The organism is Aliivibrio thorii (genome assembly GCF_057368585.1).
Genome location: NZ_CM170654.1, coordinates 1586085 through 1607680, shown reverse-complemented (window position 1 = coordinate 1607680; position 21596 = coordinate 1586085). Strand labels below are relative to the sequence as shown.

At 38.0% G+C, this 21596-nt stretch carries 17 protein-coding genes; 12 read left to right on the top strand and 5 right to left on the bottom strand.

All coding sequences use genetic code 11. The features are described from left to right. Position 1: 1 nt before the first annotated feature. The 4 genes from AC2IP4_RS07290 to AC2IP4_RS07275 are packed head-to-tail and all read right to left on the bottom strand — an operon-like array spanning position 2 to position 2691. Positions 2–850, bottom strand: coding sequence for a heme/hemin ABC transporter substrate-binding protein (locus AC2IP4_RS07290; protein WP_375322352.1), 849 nt, complete (start codon positions 848–850; stop codon positions 2–4). Beyond that, on the bottom strand, positions 847–1266 hold the full coding sequence (locus AC2IP4_RS07285) for an ExbD/TolR family protein (RefSeq protein ID WP_105054625.1): 420 nt from the start codon (positions 1264–1266) through the stop codon (positions 847–849). The genes AC2IP4_RS07290 and AC2IP4_RS07285 overlap by 4 nt, the downstream gene beginning before the upstream one ends. Next, positions 1263–1946 carry a MotA/TolQ/ExbB proton channel family protein gene (locus AC2IP4_RS07280; RefSeq protein ID WP_375322353.1) on the bottom strand — a complete coding sequence of 228 codons (684 nt, stop codon included), beginning with the start codon at positions 1944–1946 and terminating at the stop codon, positions 1263–1265. The genes AC2IP4_RS07285 and AC2IP4_RS07280 overlap by 4 nt, the downstream gene beginning before the upstream one ends. Before the next feature lie 16 nt (positions 1947–1962). Then, positions 1963–2691 carry an energy transducer TonB gene (locus AC2IP4_RS07275; protein WP_375322354.1) on the bottom strand — a complete coding sequence of 243 codons (729 nt, stop codon included), beginning with the start codon at positions 2689–2691 and terminating at the stop codon, positions 1963–1965. A gap of 182 nt (positions 2692–2873) precedes the next feature. Here AC2IP4_RS07275 and hutW point away from each other — a divergent pair, with 182 nt between their 5' ends. From hutW to AC2IP4_RS07235, 8 genes are all read left to right on the top strand, one after another. Next, a complete protein-coding gene (gene hutW, locus AC2IP4_RS07270) occupies positions 2874–4232 on the top strand; it encodes a heme anaerobic degradation radical SAM methyltransferase ChuW/HutW (RefSeq protein WP_375322355.1) in 1359 nt (452 codons plus the stop codon). Between the two features lie 38 nt (positions 4233–4270). Beyond that, complete coding sequence (gene hutX / locus AC2IP4_RS07265; protein ID WP_486310136.1) at positions 4271–4762, top strand: heme utilization cystosolic carrier protein HutX; 492 nt, start codon at positions 4271–4273, stop codon at positions 4760–4762. 33 nt (positions 4763–4795) lie between these two features. Beyond that, positions 4796–5326 carry a heme utilization protein HutZ gene (gene hutZ, locus AC2IP4_RS07260; RefSeq protein ID WP_105054630.1) on the top strand — a complete coding sequence of 177 codons (531 nt, stop codon included), beginning with the start codon at positions 4796–4798 and terminating at the stop codon, positions 5324–5326. A gap of 284 nt (positions 5327–5610) precedes the next feature. Continuing rightward, positions 5611–7695: a type VI secretion system tip protein TssI/VgrG gene (gene tssI, locus AC2IP4_RS07255; protein WP_486310135.1), complete on the top strand. Its 2085-nt coding sequence runs from the start codon at positions 5611–5613 to the stop codon at positions 7693–7695. Next, positions 7695–8549: a DUF4123 domain-containing protein gene (locus AC2IP4_RS07250; protein WP_375322359.1), complete on the top strand. Its 855-nt coding sequence runs from the start codon at positions 7695–7697 to the stop codon at positions 8547–8549. The genes tssI and AC2IP4_RS07250 overlap by 1 nt, the downstream gene beginning before the upstream one ends. Then, on the top strand, positions 8546–11800 hold the full coding sequence (locus AC2IP4_RS07245) for a T6SS effector BTH_I2691 family protein (protein WP_486310134.1): 3255 nt from the start codon (positions 8546–8548) through the stop codon (positions 11798–11800). The genes AC2IP4_RS07250 and AC2IP4_RS07245 overlap by 4 nt, the downstream gene beginning before the upstream one ends. Further along, the gene (locus tag AC2IP4_RS07240) at positions 11790–12521 is read left to right on the top strand and encodes a hypothetical protein (RefSeq protein WP_375322364.1); all 732 of its coding nucleotides are present in this window, start codon (positions 11790–11792) and stop codon (positions 12519–12521) included. The genes AC2IP4_RS07245 and AC2IP4_RS07240 overlap by 11 nt, the downstream gene beginning before the upstream one ends. A 29-nt stretch (positions 12522–12550) precedes the next feature. Further along, a complete protein-coding gene (locus AC2IP4_RS07235; RefSeq protein ID WP_375322365.1) occupies positions 12551–13261 on the top strand; it encodes a hypothetical protein in 711 nt (236 codons plus the stop codon). Between the two features lie 59 nt (positions 13262–13320). Here the strand turns inward: AC2IP4_RS07235 and AC2IP4_RS07230 are convergent, their stop codons facing one another. After that, positions 13321–15519, bottom strand: a complete 2199-nt coding sequence (locus tag AC2IP4_RS07230; RefSeq protein WP_375322366.1) for a TonB-dependent hemoglobin/transferrin/lactoferrin family receptor — start codon at positions 15517–15519, stop codon at positions 13321–13323. 312 nt (positions 15520–15831) lie between these two features. Between AC2IP4_RS07230 and pheS the strand changes: the two genes are divergently transcribed. From pheS to AC2IP4_RS07210, 4 genes are all read left to right on the top strand, one after another. Next, positions 15832–16815 (top strand): phenylalanine--tRNA ligase subunit alpha, encoded by a 984-nt coding sequence (gene pheS, locus AC2IP4_RS07225; protein ID WP_045102137.1) that lies wholly within the window; start codon positions 15832–15834, stop codon positions 16813–16815. 17 nt (positions 16816–16832) lie between these two features. Further along, complete coding sequence (pheT, locus tag AC2IP4_RS07220; protein WP_375322367.1) at positions 16833–19220, top strand: phenylalanine--tRNA ligase subunit beta; 2388 nt, start codon at positions 16833–16835, stop codon at positions 19218–19220. Positions 19221–19995: 775 nt separating this feature from the next. Then, entirely contained in the window at positions 19996–20292 is a 297-nt protein-coding gene (locus AC2IP4_RS07215; protein WP_060990903.1) for an integration host factor subunit alpha, read from the top strand. A gap of 287 nt (positions 20293–20579) precedes the next feature. Next, a complete protein-coding gene (locus tag AC2IP4_RS07210) occupies positions 20580–21593 on the top strand; it encodes a succinylglutamate desuccinylase (RefSeq protein ID WP_375322368.1) in 1014 nt (337 codons plus the stop codon). The last annotated feature ends 3 nt before the right edge of the window (positions 21594–21596 follow it).

The following is a 21596-nucleotide window of genomic DNA, read 5'->3' as shown; positions in this document are numbered from 1 at the left end:
CTTAAGGATAAAGAAGAGTATTTAAACGTGCGGCTTCATCAAGCGTAGCCAAGCCAAGGCCACCAACCAATGCAGAACCATCAATACCAATGATTTGTTTATTAATCCCCGCAGGTGTTGAGGCTAATGTAGGAATGGATTTAATAATATTATCTATACCTTCTAATTTGGCTAAGCTACGGTTGCTAACAAGAACAACATCAGGCTGCATTGAAATCATCGCTTCTATAGAAAGTGGTTTAAATGATGAAATTAGGGTTTGCGCTGGATTGATTCCACCAGCAAGCTGTATCATTTCATTCATTGTGGTTTCTCTTCCCGCAACGTAAGGAGCACGACCTTCATGAAGTAATAAATAGAGAACCTTTTTCTGCTTTGATTTTTCTGGAATATTATTGCTTAGTTGAGTCACTTTTTTATTAACTTCATCTTTAATATGTTGTGCATTGTTCTGGTGATGAGTAAGTAACGCAATTTCGTCGATACGCTCTAATAAGCCTTTTATCGTTGGTTTTGTATTTACTACATTTACTTTGATATTCGATTGAGCTAGTAAATCCAGTGTTGTTTGTGGTCCCATCTCATTCGATCCAATGAGTTGAGTTGGTTGCAATGCAAGTAACCCTTCAGCGGATAATTGGCGGTGGTAACCAATTTTGGGTAACTTAGATGCTTGCGGCATCTTACTGGTGACATCAACAGCAACAAGAAACTCTTGTGCATTTAATGCATAGATTAATTCAGTAACTGCGCTTCCTGCACTGATAATTCGCTCTTGAGCGAAGGTGGTTGAGGGCATAGAGGAAATGATTAAAGCAAGTAAAGCTGAGGCCAATTTGAATTTGTTCATGATTTATTTTCATCCATTAAAATTTGAGTTGCTTTGATTTTATTGTCTTGTAAGAAGGCGAGTAATTTGACCATATGTTGAATTTCAGCTGATTTATCAGAGGCGATGACGACTTGAAAATCTGGCTTTTGTTTTACTTGAATTAATAATATTTGTGTAAAACTCTCCCAAGAAGAGTAAGACTTTCCATCTAATCCCCAATAAGGCGCTTTTTCTAAAATATTTACTGTAAGAGATTTACTATCTACATCTGATACCGCTTCTGTTTCTGCGCTAGGCAAGCTAACTTCAAGGGATTGAAGCTTTACAGTGGCTGTTAATAGAAGAAATACCATCACAATAAAAATGATGTCTAGCAGAGGGGTTAGATCTGGCTGCAAAGAGTCAGAATGGCTTTCAGTCGTGAGTTTTATCATGCCAAGCGCTCTTTATTTTTTGATACTTCATTTCTTAAGTCTGGTTCATCACTGATAAAAACGCCCTCAATCCATAAATTGGTATAGTTTAGCGAATGCTCCAAGCGAGAAAAAATACGGTCAGCCCATAACCCTAACAGTTGGGCACTTGAAATAGCAGGTAAGGCAATTATTAAACCAATCGCAGTGGTTCGCATTGCAAGGCCTAATCCATCAGCAAGAATATTTGGTGTAATTGAGCCAGTGGTAGCGGCAACATCTTTAAACATATCAATAAGACCAAGTACGGTGCCTAATAGCCCCAATAATGGGCTGATCATCCCTATCAAAGATAACAGTCTAAGTCCTGAACGTAGTTGGTATCGTTTCTCTTGTAACCATAAGCCAGCGACATCTTCACGAAGAGTTTTAGTGAAATTACGATGTGCAAGTAGCATAGCATTGCCTTTTGCAGATAAAGCTCTGCGATGTTTTAATGACTTAATTAATAGATGAATGTTTTGGTTATCGTCTTTATTTAATTGTGCTAAAGATTTTTTAATTGAGTTATGTGAACTACCAGAAAAAAGTAATAGTTGAATTATTCGTTCAATCACTAATGCCAACGTAATGAGAGAGCAGGCTAAAAGCGGCAATGCCATGATGCCTAATTGAGAGTATAAATGGGAAAAATTGAGCATGTTGATATCCATACAACTAGTTTAGAGAGAATCGAACAGGGATCTGAACGCGATGAGCGATAGCCTGACCATTAATAACTTGTGGTGAAAATTTCCAATCGCGTATAGCGTTAAGTGCTGCTTCATCAAGTATGCTTGCCCCAGAAGAAGTGATCAGCTCTTGTTTAATTTGTTTTCCTTTTTCATTCAGCCAAATCTCATATAAAGCGGTTCCTTCAACCCCTTTACGCTGTGCAATTCGAGGGTAACGAGGAGCGCTAGGACGCTTAAGGAAGTTCGGTTTTTGAATTAACTGTGGTTTCTCTGTTGCCCCTGATTTTGATGCAACAGGTTTTGCTGTACTGTCTGTTTTTGCAATGTCTTGCTTTGTTTTTGTTACTGATTTTTTAGGTGTAGGCTTTGATTTCGCTTGTTCTACTGCTGGTTTTGGTTGTTTCTTAACTGGTGGTTTAGAGTTACTTGGCTTTATTTTTGAAGTTTTTCTTGTATTTTCTACTTTCTTATTTACCGTTTTTTGGATTTTAACCGTTTCCACTTTTTTTGGCAGAGTTTCATTTTTCTGCGGCTCGCTTTTTTTAACTGAAGACATTGCTGGTGCGCTAGGAGCAACAAACTGAATATTTACTTGTGAAGATTGACTTCCTGTTGGCATAGCAAATGCTTTCTTTTCTGGCACAGACCAAAGCAGAGCGGTGTGAACAGCTAAAGAAAAACCAACGGCAGCAAGGTAACGAAAGTTCAGCACGAATAACTCCATATCAAATTTATACCAATCAAGATTGGTATTTACACATCAAAAGATAGGAATATTATAAACGGAATGGAAATGAGATCAATTATCAATTGCATTATCATTTAAAAATAATTTATGATATTAGAAGAAACGAAGCTCTTAGCGGTAAAGAGCAGAGAAGTAGAATTGAAATCATGAATAAACAGATAAATTTACATCATCTACCCACATCAATCTTAGGTGAAAACACTCCAGAACCTTTGCTGTATGCTTTTCAAAGAAAATCATCAGCTCATGCTGGTGGGGGTTCACTTCCTATTAATCAGGCGCATTTTACTGAGCGCTTTGATAATGCATTGTCAGAAACAACAGAATTAAGCAATCACCGTTGCTTATACGTACATATTCCTTTTTGTCGTGTGCGTTGTACGTATTGTAATTTCTTCCAACATGCGTCAAGTAAAAGTCTCGTTGCCGATTATTTTAATGCCTTGATGATTGAGTTGAAATGGAAAGCGCAATTAGCTTGGACACAAGCTGCCCCATTTCATGCGGTCTACATCGGTGGAGGAACACCAACGGATCTTAGTGCAGATCAAATTGAGAAATTAGGTAAAGCGATTCGTCATTATTTTCCTCTAACAACAGACTGTGAAATTACGCTAGAAGGACGTATTAATCGATTTGATGAAGAGGTGTTTGATAAATCACTGGAAGGTGGGTTCAATCGGTTTTCCTTTGGTGTGCAAAGCTTTAATACCAAAGTTAGGCGTTCAGCAAAACGCTTAGATGATAAAGAGTATGTGTTAAGACGAATTCAAGAACTTAGTCAATCTAACCAAGCCCCAATTGTGGTGGACCTTCTTTATGGTTTGCCATATCAAACAACAGAGGTGTGGCAACAGGATCTAAAGGATTTCTTAGAAACAGGAGCCCATGGTGTTGATTTGTATCAGCTGATTGAAATGGGCGGGACGCCAATGAAGGGAATGATTGAAAACGGTAAATTACCTCAACCCGCGTCAACAGAAGAAAAAGCGTATATGTACCAATACGGTGTTGATTTTATGAATAAACATCATTTGCGTCGTCTTAGTGTTAATCACTGGGCTAGAGATAATAGAGAAAGAAGTATTTATAACAGCTTAGCGAAAACAACCGCGGAAGTATTGCCTGTTGGTTGCGGTGCAGGAGGTAATGTTGGCGGTGTTGGTATAATGCAACATCGTACGTTAAGCGCTTATATAGAGGCAATTAATACTCACCAAATGCCAATAGCTATGATGACACAATCTGCAGCATCGGCAGGATTGTTTTCTATGATCAAAGCAGGGTTTGATCGTGGGGTTTTATCACGCCAGTTATTACAACAGCATTCAAAGCAAGATATGTTTAATTACTTAATGCCCCTATTTAAGCACTGGCAAAAAAATGGATTAGTTACCGTTAATGATGATTATTTAAGCCTGACATTAGCGGGGGAGTTTTGGTCGGTAACATTGGCTCAAGGAGTTATATCTGCGCTATCTTTAGCTAACGAAAAAGCAGCATAAATCAGATATAAATTTAAAAGTAGAAGAGACAGATATTCATGAAAAAAGACGTTATAGAACTACTAAAACAAAGCCCTTCATTGCTGCCAAGTGATATTGCTAAGCAATTAGAACTATCAGAATGTGCGGTCGTAAAATATTTACCAGAAGAAATGGTCACGTTAATTGATGGGATAAAAGCTCAAGAGATCTTAGAGGGCCTAGTAGGTTTTGGTGATGTCACGACTATTATCCATTCATTCGGTTCAATTTTTGAAGTAAAAGCCCCATTTCCTAAAGGGAAGCTTGCCCACGGTTACTATAATTTAATGGGGCGCAATGGTGAGTTACACGGTCACTTAAAATTGGATTTAATTACGGATATAGCACTTGTAAGTAAACCATTTAGAGGGACAGAAAGTCATTACTTTGGATTCTTTGACCAGAGCGGCCATTCGGTTTTTAAAATTTACTTAGGTCGTGATAAAAAGCGCCAACTTATCCCTGAACAAGTTAGTGCTTTTAATGTCTTAAAACAAAAATATAAATAAGTTAGTCAGAATGTAATTTAGAGGGAAATAAAAATGAGTTCAGCTGTTAAGCAAGAAAGATTACAAAATCGCCTAGGTCCAGAAATTCAAGAGTTTCGAGATTCTCGTAAAACGCTGCAATTAGCAACCGTGGATTGTGAAGGAAAACCAAACGTGAGCTATGCGCCATTTGTTTTATTGGATGATGGTTACTATATATTGATTTCTGAGATCGCACGTCATGCTCGTAATTTACTTCAAAACCCAGACGTTTCATTAATGCTAGTAGAAGATGAGGATACGTCTAAACAACTATTTGCACGTAAGCGTCTGACCTTTGATGCAACAGCCATATTAGTTGAACGTAGTGAAGATAAATGGCAACAAGCAGTCTCAGAAATGAAAGGTCGTTTTGGTGAGATTATTGATGGTTTGAGTTCATTAGAAGATTTTAAAATGTTCAGATTAAAGCCAATACAGGGTCTATTTGTAAAAGGATTTGGCCAAGCTTTTCAAGTTAGTGGCGATGATCTTGTAGACTTTGTTCATTTGGAAGAAGGTCATAAAAAGCGAGAGACAGCTTAATTTGGACGTAATTTTGATGACTTAATCTATGGCCAAGCTAACTAATAGCTTGGTTTTTTATAATTAATATACACCCACGTTTTAACTCCTATATCTATAATTACCGTATAAAAAACCAATTAAATTGGCACGATTTTTAGTTTGATTGATTTTCAAGCGTGAAAGTGCCGTTGATCGCATAATCTTTAACCAAAATAGGTATCTTGTTTTTTACTGATATTATCTGTTCTTAATTACAATAAGTTATTGATTAATTTGTTATTTAAATTAAATTCGGAATGTATATGCAGGATGCAAATCAAACTCAATTTGGACTTGATGTAACAACAATAGAATTACCACTTCAAGTATATGAATTTTCAGGTGAAGAAATATTAGGAGATAACTACCAGTTTGATATTACGTTTGTGTGTGAAGAGCCTGATTTAGAATTAGCACAATGGTTACAATTGCCTGCTAGATTAGTCATTCAACATTTTAATCAAGAAGCGCCGGAGAATACCAAGCGTTATGTACATGGAGTGATTGAATCGATAGAGCAGTTGAGTTCCTCTTTTCGTTTTAGTACCTACCGATTGACTCTAGTACCTATTTTTAGTCTATTAAATTATCGAAAAAACTTTCAAATTTTTCAAAATAAATCCGTTCCAGAAATCATTTCAGATATTTATAGACAAGCAGGAATACTGAGCCACCATTTCGTTATTGAATTATATAATACACACGTACCCCGAGATTATTGTGTGCAATATGGTGAATCAGACGATCAGTTTATTTCACGATTAATGGCTGAGGAAGGACTCGTTTCTTACTTTGAACATACAGAGCTTGGCTCTAAATTAATCATTTCAGATGGAAAAGAAACGTATACCGCTTTAGCACCATTATCGGTTGTTACTGACAGTGGAATGGTGCAAGAGGGGGATACAATCCACTCTCTTAAAGTAAAGCACCAAGTTCAAGTCGGTAAAGCGTCAGTTAAAGATTATATGTTTACTCATCCATCTCAATCTATTTTGGGGGAAGTACAACATCAAGAGCAAGATAAGCAAAGTAGTGAAACTGCATTAGACCATTATCAGTACCCAGCAAATCAAGCGAATTACTCAAAAGCAAAGCAGCAAGCAAAATTGAACCTAGAGCAACGTCGGATTAGTTCTATGGAACTGGTCGGTAGTAGCAACAGTGCGCAGCTTGCAGTAGGGTATTTTCAACCAATAAATAATGCCTCTAATCCTGATTGGGATATCAATTGGTTATTAACCAAGATTGTACATTCAGGTATACAGCCTCAAGTAATGGAAGAACTTGCTGATGGTGGATCTTGTTATTATTGTGATTTTACAGCTACCCCTTGGTTTGTTCCGTATAAATTAGCGAGTGTTAAAAAACCATACATTCGTAATATCGATACCGCGATAGTGACTGGGCCAGAAAGTGAAGAGATTTATTGTGATGAACATGGGCGTGTAAAAGTGCAATTTCATTGGGATAGAAATGGCCAAGCTAATGAAAAAACCAGTTGTTGGCTTCGTACTTCGCAGGGGTGGGCTGGTAATCAATATGGTCAATTTGTATTACCAAGAATAGGACACGAAGTAATAGTCAGTTTTTTACATGGTGATCCAGATAAACCGATAATTACAGGTTCGTTATATAACGGGAATAATAAACCACCATATACACTGCCAGAGCATAAAACACGCAGTACATTTAAAACATCAAGCTCCATTGGTGCAGATAATTTTAATGAGCTGCGCTTTGAGGATAAAAAAGCGTCAGAGCAGATCTATATTCATGCAGCGAAAGACATGGATAGCCAAATTCAAAATAACCGTACCAGCGAGATATTTAATGATGATCACTCTGTTGTGCATCATGATCAATTTCATCAAATCACCAAAGATAATCATCTGACCGTGCAATCAGATAATTTAAGCTCAATTAAAGGTGATGCACATCTGCAAGTATCAGGATCTATTCAACAAAAAATCCAAGGCAGTCGACTTGAACAAATAGGCACCGAGTTACACATTAAGGTGGGTAATAAAGCAGTCCTTGATGCAGGTAGTGAACTGACCATCACCACAGGCAGTAGCACAATGAAGTTAGATTCAGGTGGCATTCATCTACTTGGAGCGGCCATTGACTTAAATAAAGGCGGCAGTGCAGGAAGCGGCAGTGGATATGAGGGTATTACAGCAACCCAACCTGCCATGAAGCAGAGTGAAATGGCAGGCAGTGTGGCTGAAACCGTAACAGCCTCTGAATACACAAGAAGTAAAATTCACGCCACTCGTCAAATCGAGGCATTAAAAACATCGGATCCAGTCTGTGAAGAGTGTGAACAAGATCAGGAACAAGAATAATGGAAACACATTGCTATGATTCTCTGAATATTGATGATTTATCCTCCTTTTATTTGATGCTAGACACAAGTCAGAGTGTTGACGTATTAAAACAATTGTATCAATTGGACACGGTGATTGAGCAGGAACCTCTTTATTTGTATAAGCCTTGGGATGATTTGATATCGGTCTCTCCTTATTTAGTGAAAGCAACGCCTGCTATTGCACAATGGTTTGAAAGTCAACATGGTCAGCTAGATGGTTTCTTATTCAGTTCGGCGTTAGATCTAGGAAGTCTTGTCGAACATTTTAGAGGTTTGATTAAGGTTCAATCGCCTTATGGTTCATCCATCATATTGAAATCTGCAAATTCAGGGTGTGCCAATGTTTTATTCTCAACAGGAACAGATTGGTATTGGCAACACATTAATGAAGTTTGGCTTCCATCTAAAAAAGGATGGGCACATTACCTATCGCCTTGCACTGAGATGAAAAGCGTCAAACCTTATCGTTTAACGGACGAACAATGGCAAGCGTTAGGAGAGTTAGCGACTGAAAATGCCTATGCCTATGTACTTAATCATGTGGAGTATTTCTTCCCACATTGTTTAGAGGGCGTGACAGATAAACAAAAATGGATTCAGTATTGGTTCGATGCCGCTTATAGCAGAGGGTTTCAAAATGAGACAGAAGTCTGTCTATTTATGAATGTGATGGGGTATTTAGGAAAAGAAGCGATAACAACCGATAAATACCCAAAAATCACCGAATTGATCTATCAAACATCGCAGCAAACCACAGAACAAAGAATCAAACAAGCGGCGGATTTGGCCTATCAATATCGTCACTCTATGCAAAAGGATTTACAAGAATGAGCGAAGCAAACAATGCGGCCATGTGTGGCAGTAAAAAAGATGCGAAAAACCCAGCAGGGGCTTGCCCTGTAAAGCTTGGTGTTATTGATATCATTCCGGTTCGTTATGCGATTGATGATATGGATGATGAAGAAAAAGAGCAGAAACACCCATTACTTGATGCCCATAAAGGTCACGGCTTTTTTGATGTTGCTCATTCAAAATATACATTAAGACAATTAAGAGACGGTTGGCTTTACGTTTATAGCAATAAAGATAAAACCTTTCATGAATATCAGGTGAAAGGCACTCAATTCATTAAAATGGATTGGGGCTCAAATGAAGCAGATAAAGCACCAGAAGCGAGAGGGAAAGCAGGAGAGGCTAAAAGCTGTTTGTCTTACTCTAAGAATGACACGGTAACGATATCATTTTCTCACCAACGTTGGACATGGCGCTTATGTGAACATATGCGCTCAAATACTCAGTGCCGAAACGAATGGATGCGAACTGTCGACTTAAAAACCTATTCAAACACATTAGAGATAGAACATGGTGGTGGCATGCGTGATTTTGTTCATGCTGTTGCTGACATTGGGACTCCCAAACCCTCCGATGTCTTGTTTGAAAAAACATGTTCCCCACTAAAAGACGATGATCCCTCTGATGATGAGTTTGATCTCGCTACCCATAAGAAAACCGTATTAGAAACCGATTATCAATGCGATTTATTAGAAAAGAACAGCGCTTTGTATATTGCACTGGATGATCAGTTGGCTGATATAACGGATTTGTTTTTGAAGTTGTCAGAAACATACGTGCGTATTGTTGAACTACAAGGAAGTGAGGAGGATGAGTACAAAGCTCAAATGGCTGAATTAACACGATCGTTAGCAAGGGTGACATTTAGTGATGATCAACTTCCTGAACATATTAAATCAGATCCAATTGAACGGTTAAAGCTAGAAATAGAGATAAATGAGTATTTATACCAAGAGCAAAATGTCCAACAATCTTCAGCATCTTATGAATATCATGTCGGCGAAGGGGTAGAAAATACCTCATGGTATAAGGCGTTAGAAGCGAAAAAACAAGCCATAAAAGAGCGGTTTAATTTTGAAATTAAAAAGGAATATACTTCTCAGTGGAAAAGGCAATATCGAAATTTTGATGAAATTCGCTGGAATGAATTAAATGAATACCTATTTGAACAATACGATAAATTATCAGAAGTAGAAACATTAAATAGTAAGTTAGTTTATCAACATAAAGAGGTAACAGATGCCATTGAACAGATGGGTATCGATCCTATGTATTTCGGAATTGATAACCAAACAGAGGTTGGTCAACGTTATTTATCTGAACTATTTTCACCAATAACCGTTGAGCTTGTTCAATCGGGCTTTAATGTTCCGGAAATTAAGCATTATTTAGAAAAAATGCTAGATCTGAGTAACCCAAACAATTTATTAGCATTAGCCCCGTTTGCTTACTCAAAAGAAGTGGTGGATGAGATAACCACTTACTCAGAGGGTGGCGCTGCACTTAATATGAGTAGTCCTAGTGACATGATCGCACTGCATACTCGATTATCAGAATTCGATACATTAACAGGTGACGTAAGAATTCAAGATTCTGATTGGTACAAGCTACTTCATATCGATATTAAAGCCGTGTTTGCTGCATTTATTGTAAGTAATAAAGCCAATCCGATACTGCAATTTCGACCTTCGATGGAAATGCTCAACGCAATCCAACCTCGAACTAATCAATTCAGTGCACTTAGTTTTATGACTCGCTTCAGAGTTCTCATTATGGAAAATCTAGCAGATAGCAGTTTTATTGTTTCTGTAAATCCTAATTACCCTAAAGAACTGACGGCATTTAATAAAAAATATGATCAGTTTTTATTATCTAACAGTAAAACAATGGCTGCGATTATTCGGAAAGAACAATTTGCTGCCGTGTTAGTACAAAAAACGTCTGAATTTATTTCAGAGAACATGCCTCAAATGCTCAAGATTTCGCAAAACGGCTCAATGTTAAACGTAAAAGGAGCAATCAGTAAAGGCGTGGCAGAGAGTTGGGTTGCATATAAGAATACAAAGGCAGATCTTGTTAGTTTTTCGGAAAGGAAGTGGAAAGGATCAGCAAGTTGGAATGGGGTTGTTGCAGCATTAAACATTTGGAACTCAATAACCGTTTTTTCAAATTTACTTCAAAGAAACCAAGAGAGTAAGACGACAGAGGAATATAAATCAGTCGCCGCAGAGGTTGTTTATACGGCTTCTTGGACAGTAAATGCGTGCGCCTTGGTATCAAGAGACGCGGCATGGGCTGAGGTGATGAAAGATAAAAAACTGTTGAATAAAAACAGATATATTGCTCTGAAATCAAACAAAGAATTAATTACTAAATTTATTAATTTAACTAAGATTGTTGCTGTTACTGGATTAATTGCCAGTGTGTCTGAAATTTATTATGTCTATCAACGCTTAGATAGCCCTCTCTTATCAAAAGAGGAAGTGCTAGCTGAAAAATTGAAAGTTATTTCGTTAATTGGGCAAGCTGGTATTTTTACAACTCAACTAATTTCATGTTTTATGAATGGTTCAATAGGCGCTATTTTTGCTCCTTGGATGGTTATTTGGTTAAGTGTCTTTGGTATTGCTTATATTGCAGCAACGGTATTCATTAATATGTTTAAACGAACCGATATGGAGTTATGGTTAGTGCAATCCATATGGGGAGTAAAGACGGTTAAGTGGTCACCAGAAATTGAACTAGTTAATTTGCAAAACATATTAAATAAACCAGTAGCCCAGATAAACACTGGAATAGTTAGAACGTATCAGTCAATTTCTGATTCAGACAAACAATGGACGTTAACAATTGATTTACCTGGTTACTTATCCAATAAATGGTTTGGAATTAAAGTAATTAAAAGCTCATCTAAAAAAGCAATAAAACATTATAATTTCATTGGAAATAAAGAGATGAGTCAATCAGAAGTAGAAGTCAATTTCACTAAAGTAAGTAATGATAATTGTTATGAAATGAAAATTGAACGAAACCATTCAGAAGATATTTCTAATATAACCATTTATTTAGATGTTTTAGCCAATAGAACACCTCATGTTATTTCTTATTCAGGTTTTCAAGGTGGTAGCGGGGATATAAAGTTAAATGTAAATAAGGTTACTTCATTTAATGATTATTCAAAAAAAGAAAACTTAGGTATGGAGATTGTGAGGTTAAATAATGCTAACTAATAAAGATATAGATAATACAGACAAAATAGAAACCATGAGAATGGATTTATACAACGAAGAAGTACTCTATGAGTATGAAACCATAGAGCATCAATATTTGGGGTATTTTGTGGCACTGTTATGTTCATTATTTATTTTTTGGATGTCGTATGATTCTAGTCATGATGGACTTGATGTTGGAGAGATTATTATTTACGTAGGAGGTGGTCTTTTACTTAATTTGGTTTTTATTTTTTTTGCATCAGCCGATATAAAGCGGATTTACAAGTTCACTAAAAACGGAATATTAACCGAGCAGGCAGATGTGGTACCTGAGTATGCTTATCAATGTATACGAATGATAGGTCGAGTGGGTGTCGTAGTATGTTTAGTTGCAGTTGTTTTTGTTGGCCCTATGGCGTTTGTTGGGGCTGGAGCGAGTGCGTTACTCTCATTCAAACTGGTTAACTTTAGATTGAAACCTATGTTGTTTGAAAGTTTGTATTTTGATGAGTCAGTGATATTTAAAACAAGCAAAGAAAATTATATAGATATTACAGCAAATACTAATGATACCTGCTCTTCGATGGGTTTTTTTTGTAATAAAGATAACGTAGAAGAAATTTTTAATACAATAAAAATATTTTATCCAAATGGATATTTTTTTGAAGTTATGAGTGTTGAAGATATTTGTGAGCACGAAAAATTTAATGAATTCTTACATCCATCAGGTCAGGATTGATGTGGTATTGTAAGGGATGCGGTTAAATAATGCATGATAAAGAAAATGAATTAAAACTTAAGAATGATCTTTATAACGCTAAGGTTATTTATCAGTGGGAAGCTATTGGGCGTAATTTTGGCCATACACTTAGATGGATTGTATCTATAGGAGTCCCTTTTTTTGGTTATAGTTTACTCATGCTATTAATACAGGATATGGCTGCGGTTCCAGTTTTATTTTTCATCGGTTTAATAATGACTTTTGTTATTCGTTATTTATTTCTTGCTGATGAGCATATTTGTTTTTATTTAACAAAAAAAGGCATTCACTTTACAACAGAGCAGATAATTCCTGAAATGGCGTATAAAGTGATGAGAGGTTTTGCTTGGTTTGGTGTGGCGGTAAGTTTTTTTGCTGTAACTATAATAGGACCTATGGCTTTTGTTGGGGCAGGAGCTTGTGCATTGTTGTCATTTAAAATGACAGGGTTTGAGTCAAAAGTCAGCAAGTCGTACATACTTTTTTCTGATGAATATACATTATTTGATATTAGAAAAGAGGACACTTTTGCAATTATAAGCCATCCATATGATTTATATGCTTCATACGAATGGTTATTTTATTTTCCTAAAGATCGAGAAGAAATAAAGAAACATCTATTAAGTGTATTTCGTAAAAGTAGATACGTTGAAATAAATCACCCTAAAGAAATCGATAACTACGGCCCATTTGAACCTTCTGAAATAGTAAAATCATAATACAGCAGACATATTAAAAGCGGCAACGAAGCCGCTTTTATTAGTGTTTAGTTATGAATTTAGAATTTGTAATCTAACTCAATACCCCAATTACGACCTGCTTGAGCTTGACGGTCAATCCCATCTTCACCGGCTTCAGTACCAATCATGTCGTTGTATAGCCAGTACTGCTTATCAAACGCATTAAATAAACCACCACGAAGTGTTAAATCCTTCATTGGCTTATAGTAAGCGGTAAGGTCAACCAAGGTGTAACCAGCAACATTGATGTTTTCATGACCAACGTTTGACCATTTGTCTTTTGCTGCCACCATATTGATGTTTAATAAAGCACCGTAAGTGTAACCAATAGAGTCATAACCTAAACCTAGGTTTGAAGTTAGTGGGGCAACACTGTCTATTGATGCGCCAGTTTTTTTATCTCGGCCTTCAGCATAAGCAATACTTAGTTTAGAATACATACCTTGAGGTGCATTAAACGCTTCATCCAATAAGTAAGTAGAACTAAATTCAACACCATAAATTTCCACAGAATCGATATTTTCTTTTGTGTAATGTTCTTTTCCATCGTTCGGGCCACCAACGACTTTACCTAAATATTGTTGATTGATGAAATCAGAATAATCATTATAGAAAGCAATTAATTCAACTTGTGCAGCATTAGATTGCGCTCGAATACCTGTTTCATAAGAGATACTGCTTTCTGCTTTAAGGTCTGGGTTTGCATCAATGACAGCGCCACTGTCATAGAAGTAGTACATGTCTTGTAGGGTAGGGGCTTTAAAGCCTTGGCTGACTTGAGCAAGTACACTGAAGTTATTGTTTATATGATAAACCGATCCTAATTTCGCCGTAAAAGCGTCATTTTTGCTGTCAGGATATTCTGTTTTAAAACCGTCATTGGTCTCTGGTTTAGCTTCAAATGAGTCATAGCGTAAACCAGCAGTTAGCACTAACTGCTCATCAAGTAGGAAAGCTTGATCCTGTGCAAAAATACCGTATTGAGTCATTGTTGCATCAGGCATATCAGTGTGCCCAGGTCCAACGGTTCCTTTATCGTATTTGTAATCGGTATTTTCAGTTGCGAACTTGTTTTGTCTAAAGCTCAGGCCATAAGAGATTTGATGGAATCCTTCTCCAAATTCGGCGATTTTATCAAACTGTGCGTCAAATTGGATTGAATCATCGTTAGCAATACGTTCACGCATACGACGACCACTGCCGTAAGGTCCAGTTGAAGTATCGTAGTTTTCAGATAATGATTCAGTTTGTTGTACATTTAATTTTGATTCTAGCGTATCGAATAGCGCATTATTAGCTGTCCATTCATGCTCTAAACCAACGCGTAATCGAGTTGTTGTGTCCTTGTTGTAGTTATCATAATAAGTAATGATAGGCACCCCTCTACTCATCATAGAATAACCATTTTGGGAAAGCTCATCTTCATCATATTGGGATGTGTAATATTCCACAGTCGTGCCGATGCGATGCGAATCATTTAATTGGTAAAAGGCTTTTGCTAATAAGTTGCCAATTTGTGCATCTGCTGGGTTTGCAGCTCCACGCTCTGGGCCTTCAATATCTGCACCGTTAGAATGGGTTTGTGATTCACTGCCTTTTTTATACGTCAGCATGACTAGAGTTTCTAGCTCAGCAGCACGCATTGCCCATGTCCCTGTAGTTTTCGTGCTTGAATCTACGCTGTTATAGCCTGTTTTTACTTCAAAAGCGTTTTCGTCCCCCTCGGTTCTTAAAATGTCTTCAGGATTTTTAGTCTCCATTAGAACGGTACCGCCAAGAGAGTCTGAACCATATAGGGTAGAAGACGGCCCTTTATTTACCTCAATCGCTTTTAACGTATCAATTTCAATCGTACTCGGGTATTTACGTTGTTCATTGGAGCCTGGATTGTATGGGGTAGGTTGTTGAACTCCATCAACTAACATTTTAATACGGCTATCGCTCATGCCACGAATGGTAAATCCAGATAAGCCAAAGCGACCACCGCCATTAGCTGTTACACCAGGTGTATATTTTAAAGCATCTTGGACATTAGTTGCCATTGTATTATCGATATCATCAGCAGTAACTTTTGATATAGAGCTTGATACATCTTTGATGCTTTGTTCTGTTCGAGTTGCCGACACTACGACCTCATCAAACATTGTCGCATTCCCATTAGAAGAGGTTTCTGCATGAAGGATAGGGGAGATAGCAACTAAAATAGACGCAGCTAAAAACGTTTTTTTATTAGACATGTTAATTCCTTGAAAGTGTGTAGTCTCATAATTCGGAAAGATAATACATATTGCGAATGATAATTACTATCATTTTCATTTGATCTTTTGTGTTTTTGTTCTATGACGTGAAAAATTGAATAAAAACGATAGCCATGTAAAAAGAAGGGAATTGATAAGTGTTCGACAGGCATTTGGCTAAGAAAAGTACTTTTTTCTATTAGATCAGCTATTTTATCCAATTCAGTTTGGATTTAGCGCTGTGATTTATTACTATGTGCTGATATGTATTTTACTCGCAACGGATACCACCTATAAGTGGATGAGGAAACGATGCAACATCTAGACGAGATCATTGCCAATGCAACGGCAGAAATTGAACAAGCAGGCTCTTTAGTCGCTCTGGACGAAGTCCGTGTTCAATACTTAGGTAAAAAAGGGCATTTGACACTTCAGCTTCAAGGACTAGGTAAACTAGACCCTTCAGAGCGTCGTGAAGCAGGTCAACTGATCAATAAAGCAAAGCAAGCGGTTCAAACGCTATTAGTTGAACGTAAAGATTCTCTTCAAACTGCAGAGCTTGAAGCGAAACTTGCTGCTGAAACTATCGATGTAAGCCTTCCAGGCCGTCGTATCGAGAACGGTGGTTTACACCCAGTTACTCGTACCGTTGAGCGTATTGAGCAATTCTTTGGTGAATTAGGTTTTAGCACTGAATCTGGTCCTGAAATCGAAGATGCATTCCATAACTTCGATGCACTAAATATTGCAGACGATCACCCAGCGCGTACTGACCACGATACGTTCTTCTTTAACCCTGATCTAATGCTACGTACGCATACATCAGGTGTTCAGATCCGTACAATGGAAAATGGCAAACCACCATTCCGTTTCATCGCTCCGGGCCGTGTTTACCGTAACGATTACGATCAAACTCACACACCAATGTTCCACCAAGTGGAAGGTATGCTAGTTGATGAGAACGTAAACTTTGCACAACTTAAAGGTATTCTTCACGATTTCCTTTGTAATTTCTTTGAAGAAGAAGTTGAAGTGCGTTTCCGTCCTTCATTCTTCCCATTCACAGAACCTTCTGCTGAAGTTGATGTGAAGCGTAAAGATGGCAAATGGTTAGAAGTATTAGGTTGTGGCATGGTTCACCCTAACGTACTTCGATCTGTTGGCATCGACCCTGAAAAATACTCAGGCTTTGCGTTTGGTATGGGTGTTGAGCGTCTAACTATGCTTCGTTACGGCGTAAATGACCTTCGTGCGTTCTTCGAGAACGACCTTCGTTTCCTTAAACAATTCAAGTAATTCGGGGCTAGAAATTTATGAAATTCAGTGAATCTTGGCTACGCGAGTGGGTTAAACCTGCTATTAACAGCGAAGAGCTAGCTCACCAAATCACAATGGCTGGTTTGGAAGTTGATGAAGTTGCACCTGTTGCTGGTGAGTTCACCGGCGTTAAAGTAGGTAAAGTGGTTGAGTGTGGTCAACACCCAGACGCAGACAAACTTCGTGTAACTAAAATTGATATCGGCGAAGAAGAGCTTTTAGACATCGTTTGTGGTGCATCTAACTGTCGTCTTGGCCTAACAGTTGCTGTTGCAACGGTTGGTGCTGTACTTCCTGGTGACTTCAAAATTAAGAAAGCAAAACTACGTGGTGTTCCATCACACGGTATGCTTTGTTCTTTCTCTGAGCTGGGTATTGATGTTGAATCTGACGGTATTTTAGAACTACCAGAAGGCTCTACATTAGGTATGGACGTTCGTGAGCTTCTTGAGCTTAACGATGTTGCTATCGATGTTGACCTAACAGCAAACCGTGCTGACTGTTTCAGCATTCGTGGTTTAGCTCGTGAAGTGGGTGTTCTTAACCGCGCAGACGTAGTTGAACCAACTATTGAAGCAGTAGCTACAAGCATTGAAGATACGGTTTCTATTGAAGTTAAAGCAACTGAAGCGTGTCCACGTTACCTTGGTCGTGTTATCAAGAACGTAAATGCAAAAGCTGAAACACCAATCTGGATGCAAGAGAAACTGCGTCGTTGTGGTATCCGTTCAATCGATGCGATTGTTGATATTACAAACTACGTAATGCTTGAGCAAGGCCAACCAATGCACGCGTTTGATCTTGCTAAGATCGACGGCGGCATTGTGGTTCGTATGGCTGAACAAGATGAGAAACTGACTCTTCTTGATGGCAACGAAGCGAAGCTAAATAACAATACATTAGTTATTGCAGACCAAAACAAAGCACTAGCAATCGCTGGTATTTTTGGTGGTAAAGAGTCTGGTGTAACGACTGAAACAACTGACATCATGCTTGAGTGTGCATTCTTCGCTCCTGATCACATTCGTGGTCGTGCGCGTGCATACGGTCTACACACTGATTCTTCTCTACGTTTTGAGCGTGGGGTTGACTCTACATTACAAGCAACAGCGATGGAGCGTGCAACACAGCTTCTTGTTGAACTTTGTGGTGGCGAAGTAGCTCCTATCTCTGCAGCAGAATCTGACGCTGATCTTCCAACAGCAAACACGGTTGAATTACGTCGCAGCAAGCTAGACGGTCTATTAGGCCATCACATCCCATCAACAGATGTGGTTGAGATCTTAACGCGTCTAGGTTGTTCTGTTGAAACGACAGACACAGGTTGGACAGCCACATCTCCATCATGGCGTTTTGATATTGCAATCGAGCAAGACCTAATTGAAGAAGTAGGTCGTATCTACGGTTACAATAACATTCCAAACCAAGCGCCTGTTGCTGCACTAAATATGAACGATCATAAAGAAGCAAACCAACCGCTTAAGCGTGTTCGTGATCTTCTTGTTGACCGTGGTTACCACGAAGCAATTACTTATAGCTTCGTAGAGCCTGAGCAACAAAAACTGATCGTGCCTGAAATTGAGCCGTTAATTCTGCCATTCCCAATTTCAGCTGACATGTCAGCAATGCGTCTAAGCCTATGGACTGGTTTGATCAACACCGTTGTTCATAACCAAAAACGTCAACAACCACGCGTTCGTTTATTCGAATCTGGTCTGCGTTTTATTCCTGAAGAATCAGCAGAAAACGGCATGCGTCAAGAAATGATGCTTGCTGGTATCATCGCTGGTACTCGTGGTGAAGAGCATTGGGATATCGCAACAAACACGGTTGATTTCTTCGACCTTAAAGGCGATTTAGAGGCTGTTCTTGAACTAACTGCTAACGAATTAGCGTATGAGTTTAAAGCCGCTAAACACCCAGCACTTCACCCTGGTCAAACTGCAGCTATCGTTGTTGGCGGAAAAGAAGTTGGTTTCATCGGAACAGTACACCCAGAGCTAGAGCGCAAGTTTGGCTTGAACGGTCGTACAATCATGTTTGAAATCGAGTGGGATGCAATCAACACTCGCGTTATCCCTGAAGCTGCTGCAGTATCTAAGTTCCCTGCAAACCGTCGTGACATCGCGATCGTTGCAGACGAAGCAATTGCATCTGGTGACATCGTTGCTGAATGTTTAGCATCAGGTGGCGATCTATTAACTAGCGCAAAACTGTTTGATGTTTACCGTGGTCAAGGTGTTGAAGATGGTAAGAAGAGTCTTGCAATCGCACTGACACTTCAATCTGTTGAGCGTACGCTAGAAGAGGCTGATATCACTTCAGCTGTTGACGCTATCGTTGCAGCAATTGGTGAGAAATTCTCAGCAACATTACGTGACTAATCGACTTCTTTTTTAACAAAAGAATATAAAATCCAGTGCTGACGTTTGTTGGCACTGGATTTTTTTTATCTGTAATTTTATTAATTAGTTATACCAATCACAGTAAGTAAGTGATCAGAAATAGCGCAGGGAAAATGATTGAGAACAAGGCGAAATTTTTCGATAAGTAGTTATTCTACAATCAAAAATTTCAACGCAGTTATCGAGTATTTTAACTAGCGAGGATGATCAGTTATTTACTACGATTGGTATTACATTGGTATAAAAAACAGTAATAAGTATAAGAATATTCATCTAATCAATATAAAATATGCTTATTTCAGTTTTTTAACATCAGCAGTAGAGGTAAAAAAACCGTTTCAGTATATAATCCTGAAACAGTAGTTAACTTATGCATCTTTGTTTTTTACCCCTTAAAACTAATTACTTCACAATCAATTAGATGGCTTATTTTTAATTCTGTTAGTAATTTCTTGGTCAACATCACAAATTTACATACAGATTAATAAACTGAAAAAATAACCAAAATCAGTGCTATGTACCAATTCAATGACTTAGCATAGCCCGATGTAAGATATCTTAGGGTAATTAGCTTATAATTTTGATCTCTATCTCATAAGTGTGCCATGATTTTTTAGAAAAAAGTTGGCGAAAATCAGTCGGTTGGCATACACTGTCAAGAGTGGAACCAATGTTAAGTCATTGTTCTAACTGTTCAGTTTTCAGTTACAGTAAAAACTGTAGCTATGTCTAACGTAACTTGAGGGTAGTTTTTATGGCACTCACTAAAGCTGATTTGGCTGAGACCTTATTTGAAAAAGTTGGATTAAGTAAACGCGACGCCAAGGAAACGGTAGAAGTATTTTTCGAAGAGATTAAGCAAGCTCTAGAGAGTGGCGAGCAAGTAAAATTATCTGGATTTGGTAATTTTGACCTACGCGAAAAGAGCGAGCGACCAGGACGTAACCCAAAAACTGGGGAAGATATTCCAATTTCTGCACGCCGAGTTGTTACTTTTAAACCGGGTCAGAAACTGAAAGCTCGTGTTGAGAGTCTACCGGTAGAAAAATAATCTTGCCATCTTTGGCTAAAGAAAATGAAAGCTGTATAGCATTTATGTTGTACAGCTTTTTTGTTATCTAAATAATCTCAATTCAGTTAGTTATAGCAATGTAATTATTGAGTGATTTAACCAGTAATAATGATCAGACAATTATTGGAATTGGTATTACTACGATTGCTATTAGATAACCGTTACATCGGTGTTAATTCACACAATTGTTTTTAAATTGTTAATTTAACATGGCTTAAATGGTACAGTTTTTTGGTTAAATATTTTATCAAGAAAGAGAAGTACCAATGGATCATATTTCATTCATTCAAAATACCTTAGATTTATCTACGTCTTTTAAAAAAAGCTCTTGGCTACTTGCTAATGGCACTCAAGCTCTATGGCATAGCCGTGGGGTAGTCGAGTTTATCCCTCATTTGGATTTTGACTCTCACAGTGCCGTTGTTTTATCATCGGGAATACATGGTAATGAAACCTCTCCAATAGAACTGCTTGATACTATCATTGAAGATATTCAAAGCGGTGAATTGTCACTGTCACATCCGTGCTTATTTATCTATGGGCATCCTGCAGCCACACATCAACATACTCGTTTTATTGATACCAATTTAAATAGACTCTTTGCTCACCATCAAGATGAAAACAAAGCCATTGTTGAGATCGACTTAGCCAATCGTTTAATGCGAAGTGTGGATAGCTTTTTTACCAAGCATAATGTAGAAGAAAAGTGGCATTTAGATCTACATTGCGCAATTCGTTCATCTCAACATTATACTTTTGCAATACATCCACATAATCAACATTATAAGCGCTCAGAGTTATTATTAGATTTCCTATCACGTAGCAAGATAGAAGCATGTTTGTTTTCAGAAGCACCGGCTTCAACGTTTAGTTGGTACAGTGCAGAGCATCACGGAGCCCATGCAGCAACCGTTGAACTAGGTAAAGTATCAAGAATGGGAGAGAACGACTTAGAGTTGCTTTCTGAATTTAATGAAGCATTAAGAGATATGCTCAGTCATGCTGACTATTTCGAACAAGTTCCAGTTGATTCGACATTGGTGGAATATCAAGTAACACGCAGCATTATGAAAAATAGTGAACAATTTTCGTTTCATTTCCCTAGCGATCTGGCTAACTTCACTTTATTTACTGAAAACGACTTACTTGCTACCGATGGTGATGTGCAATATACCGCTCAAGCAGGAGGAGAAAGCGTTGTCTTCCCTAATGCCAACGTAGAAAACGGTCATCGAGCGTGTTTGTTGGTTCAAAAAATAGAGAAAACTAAGACTCAATAGCGC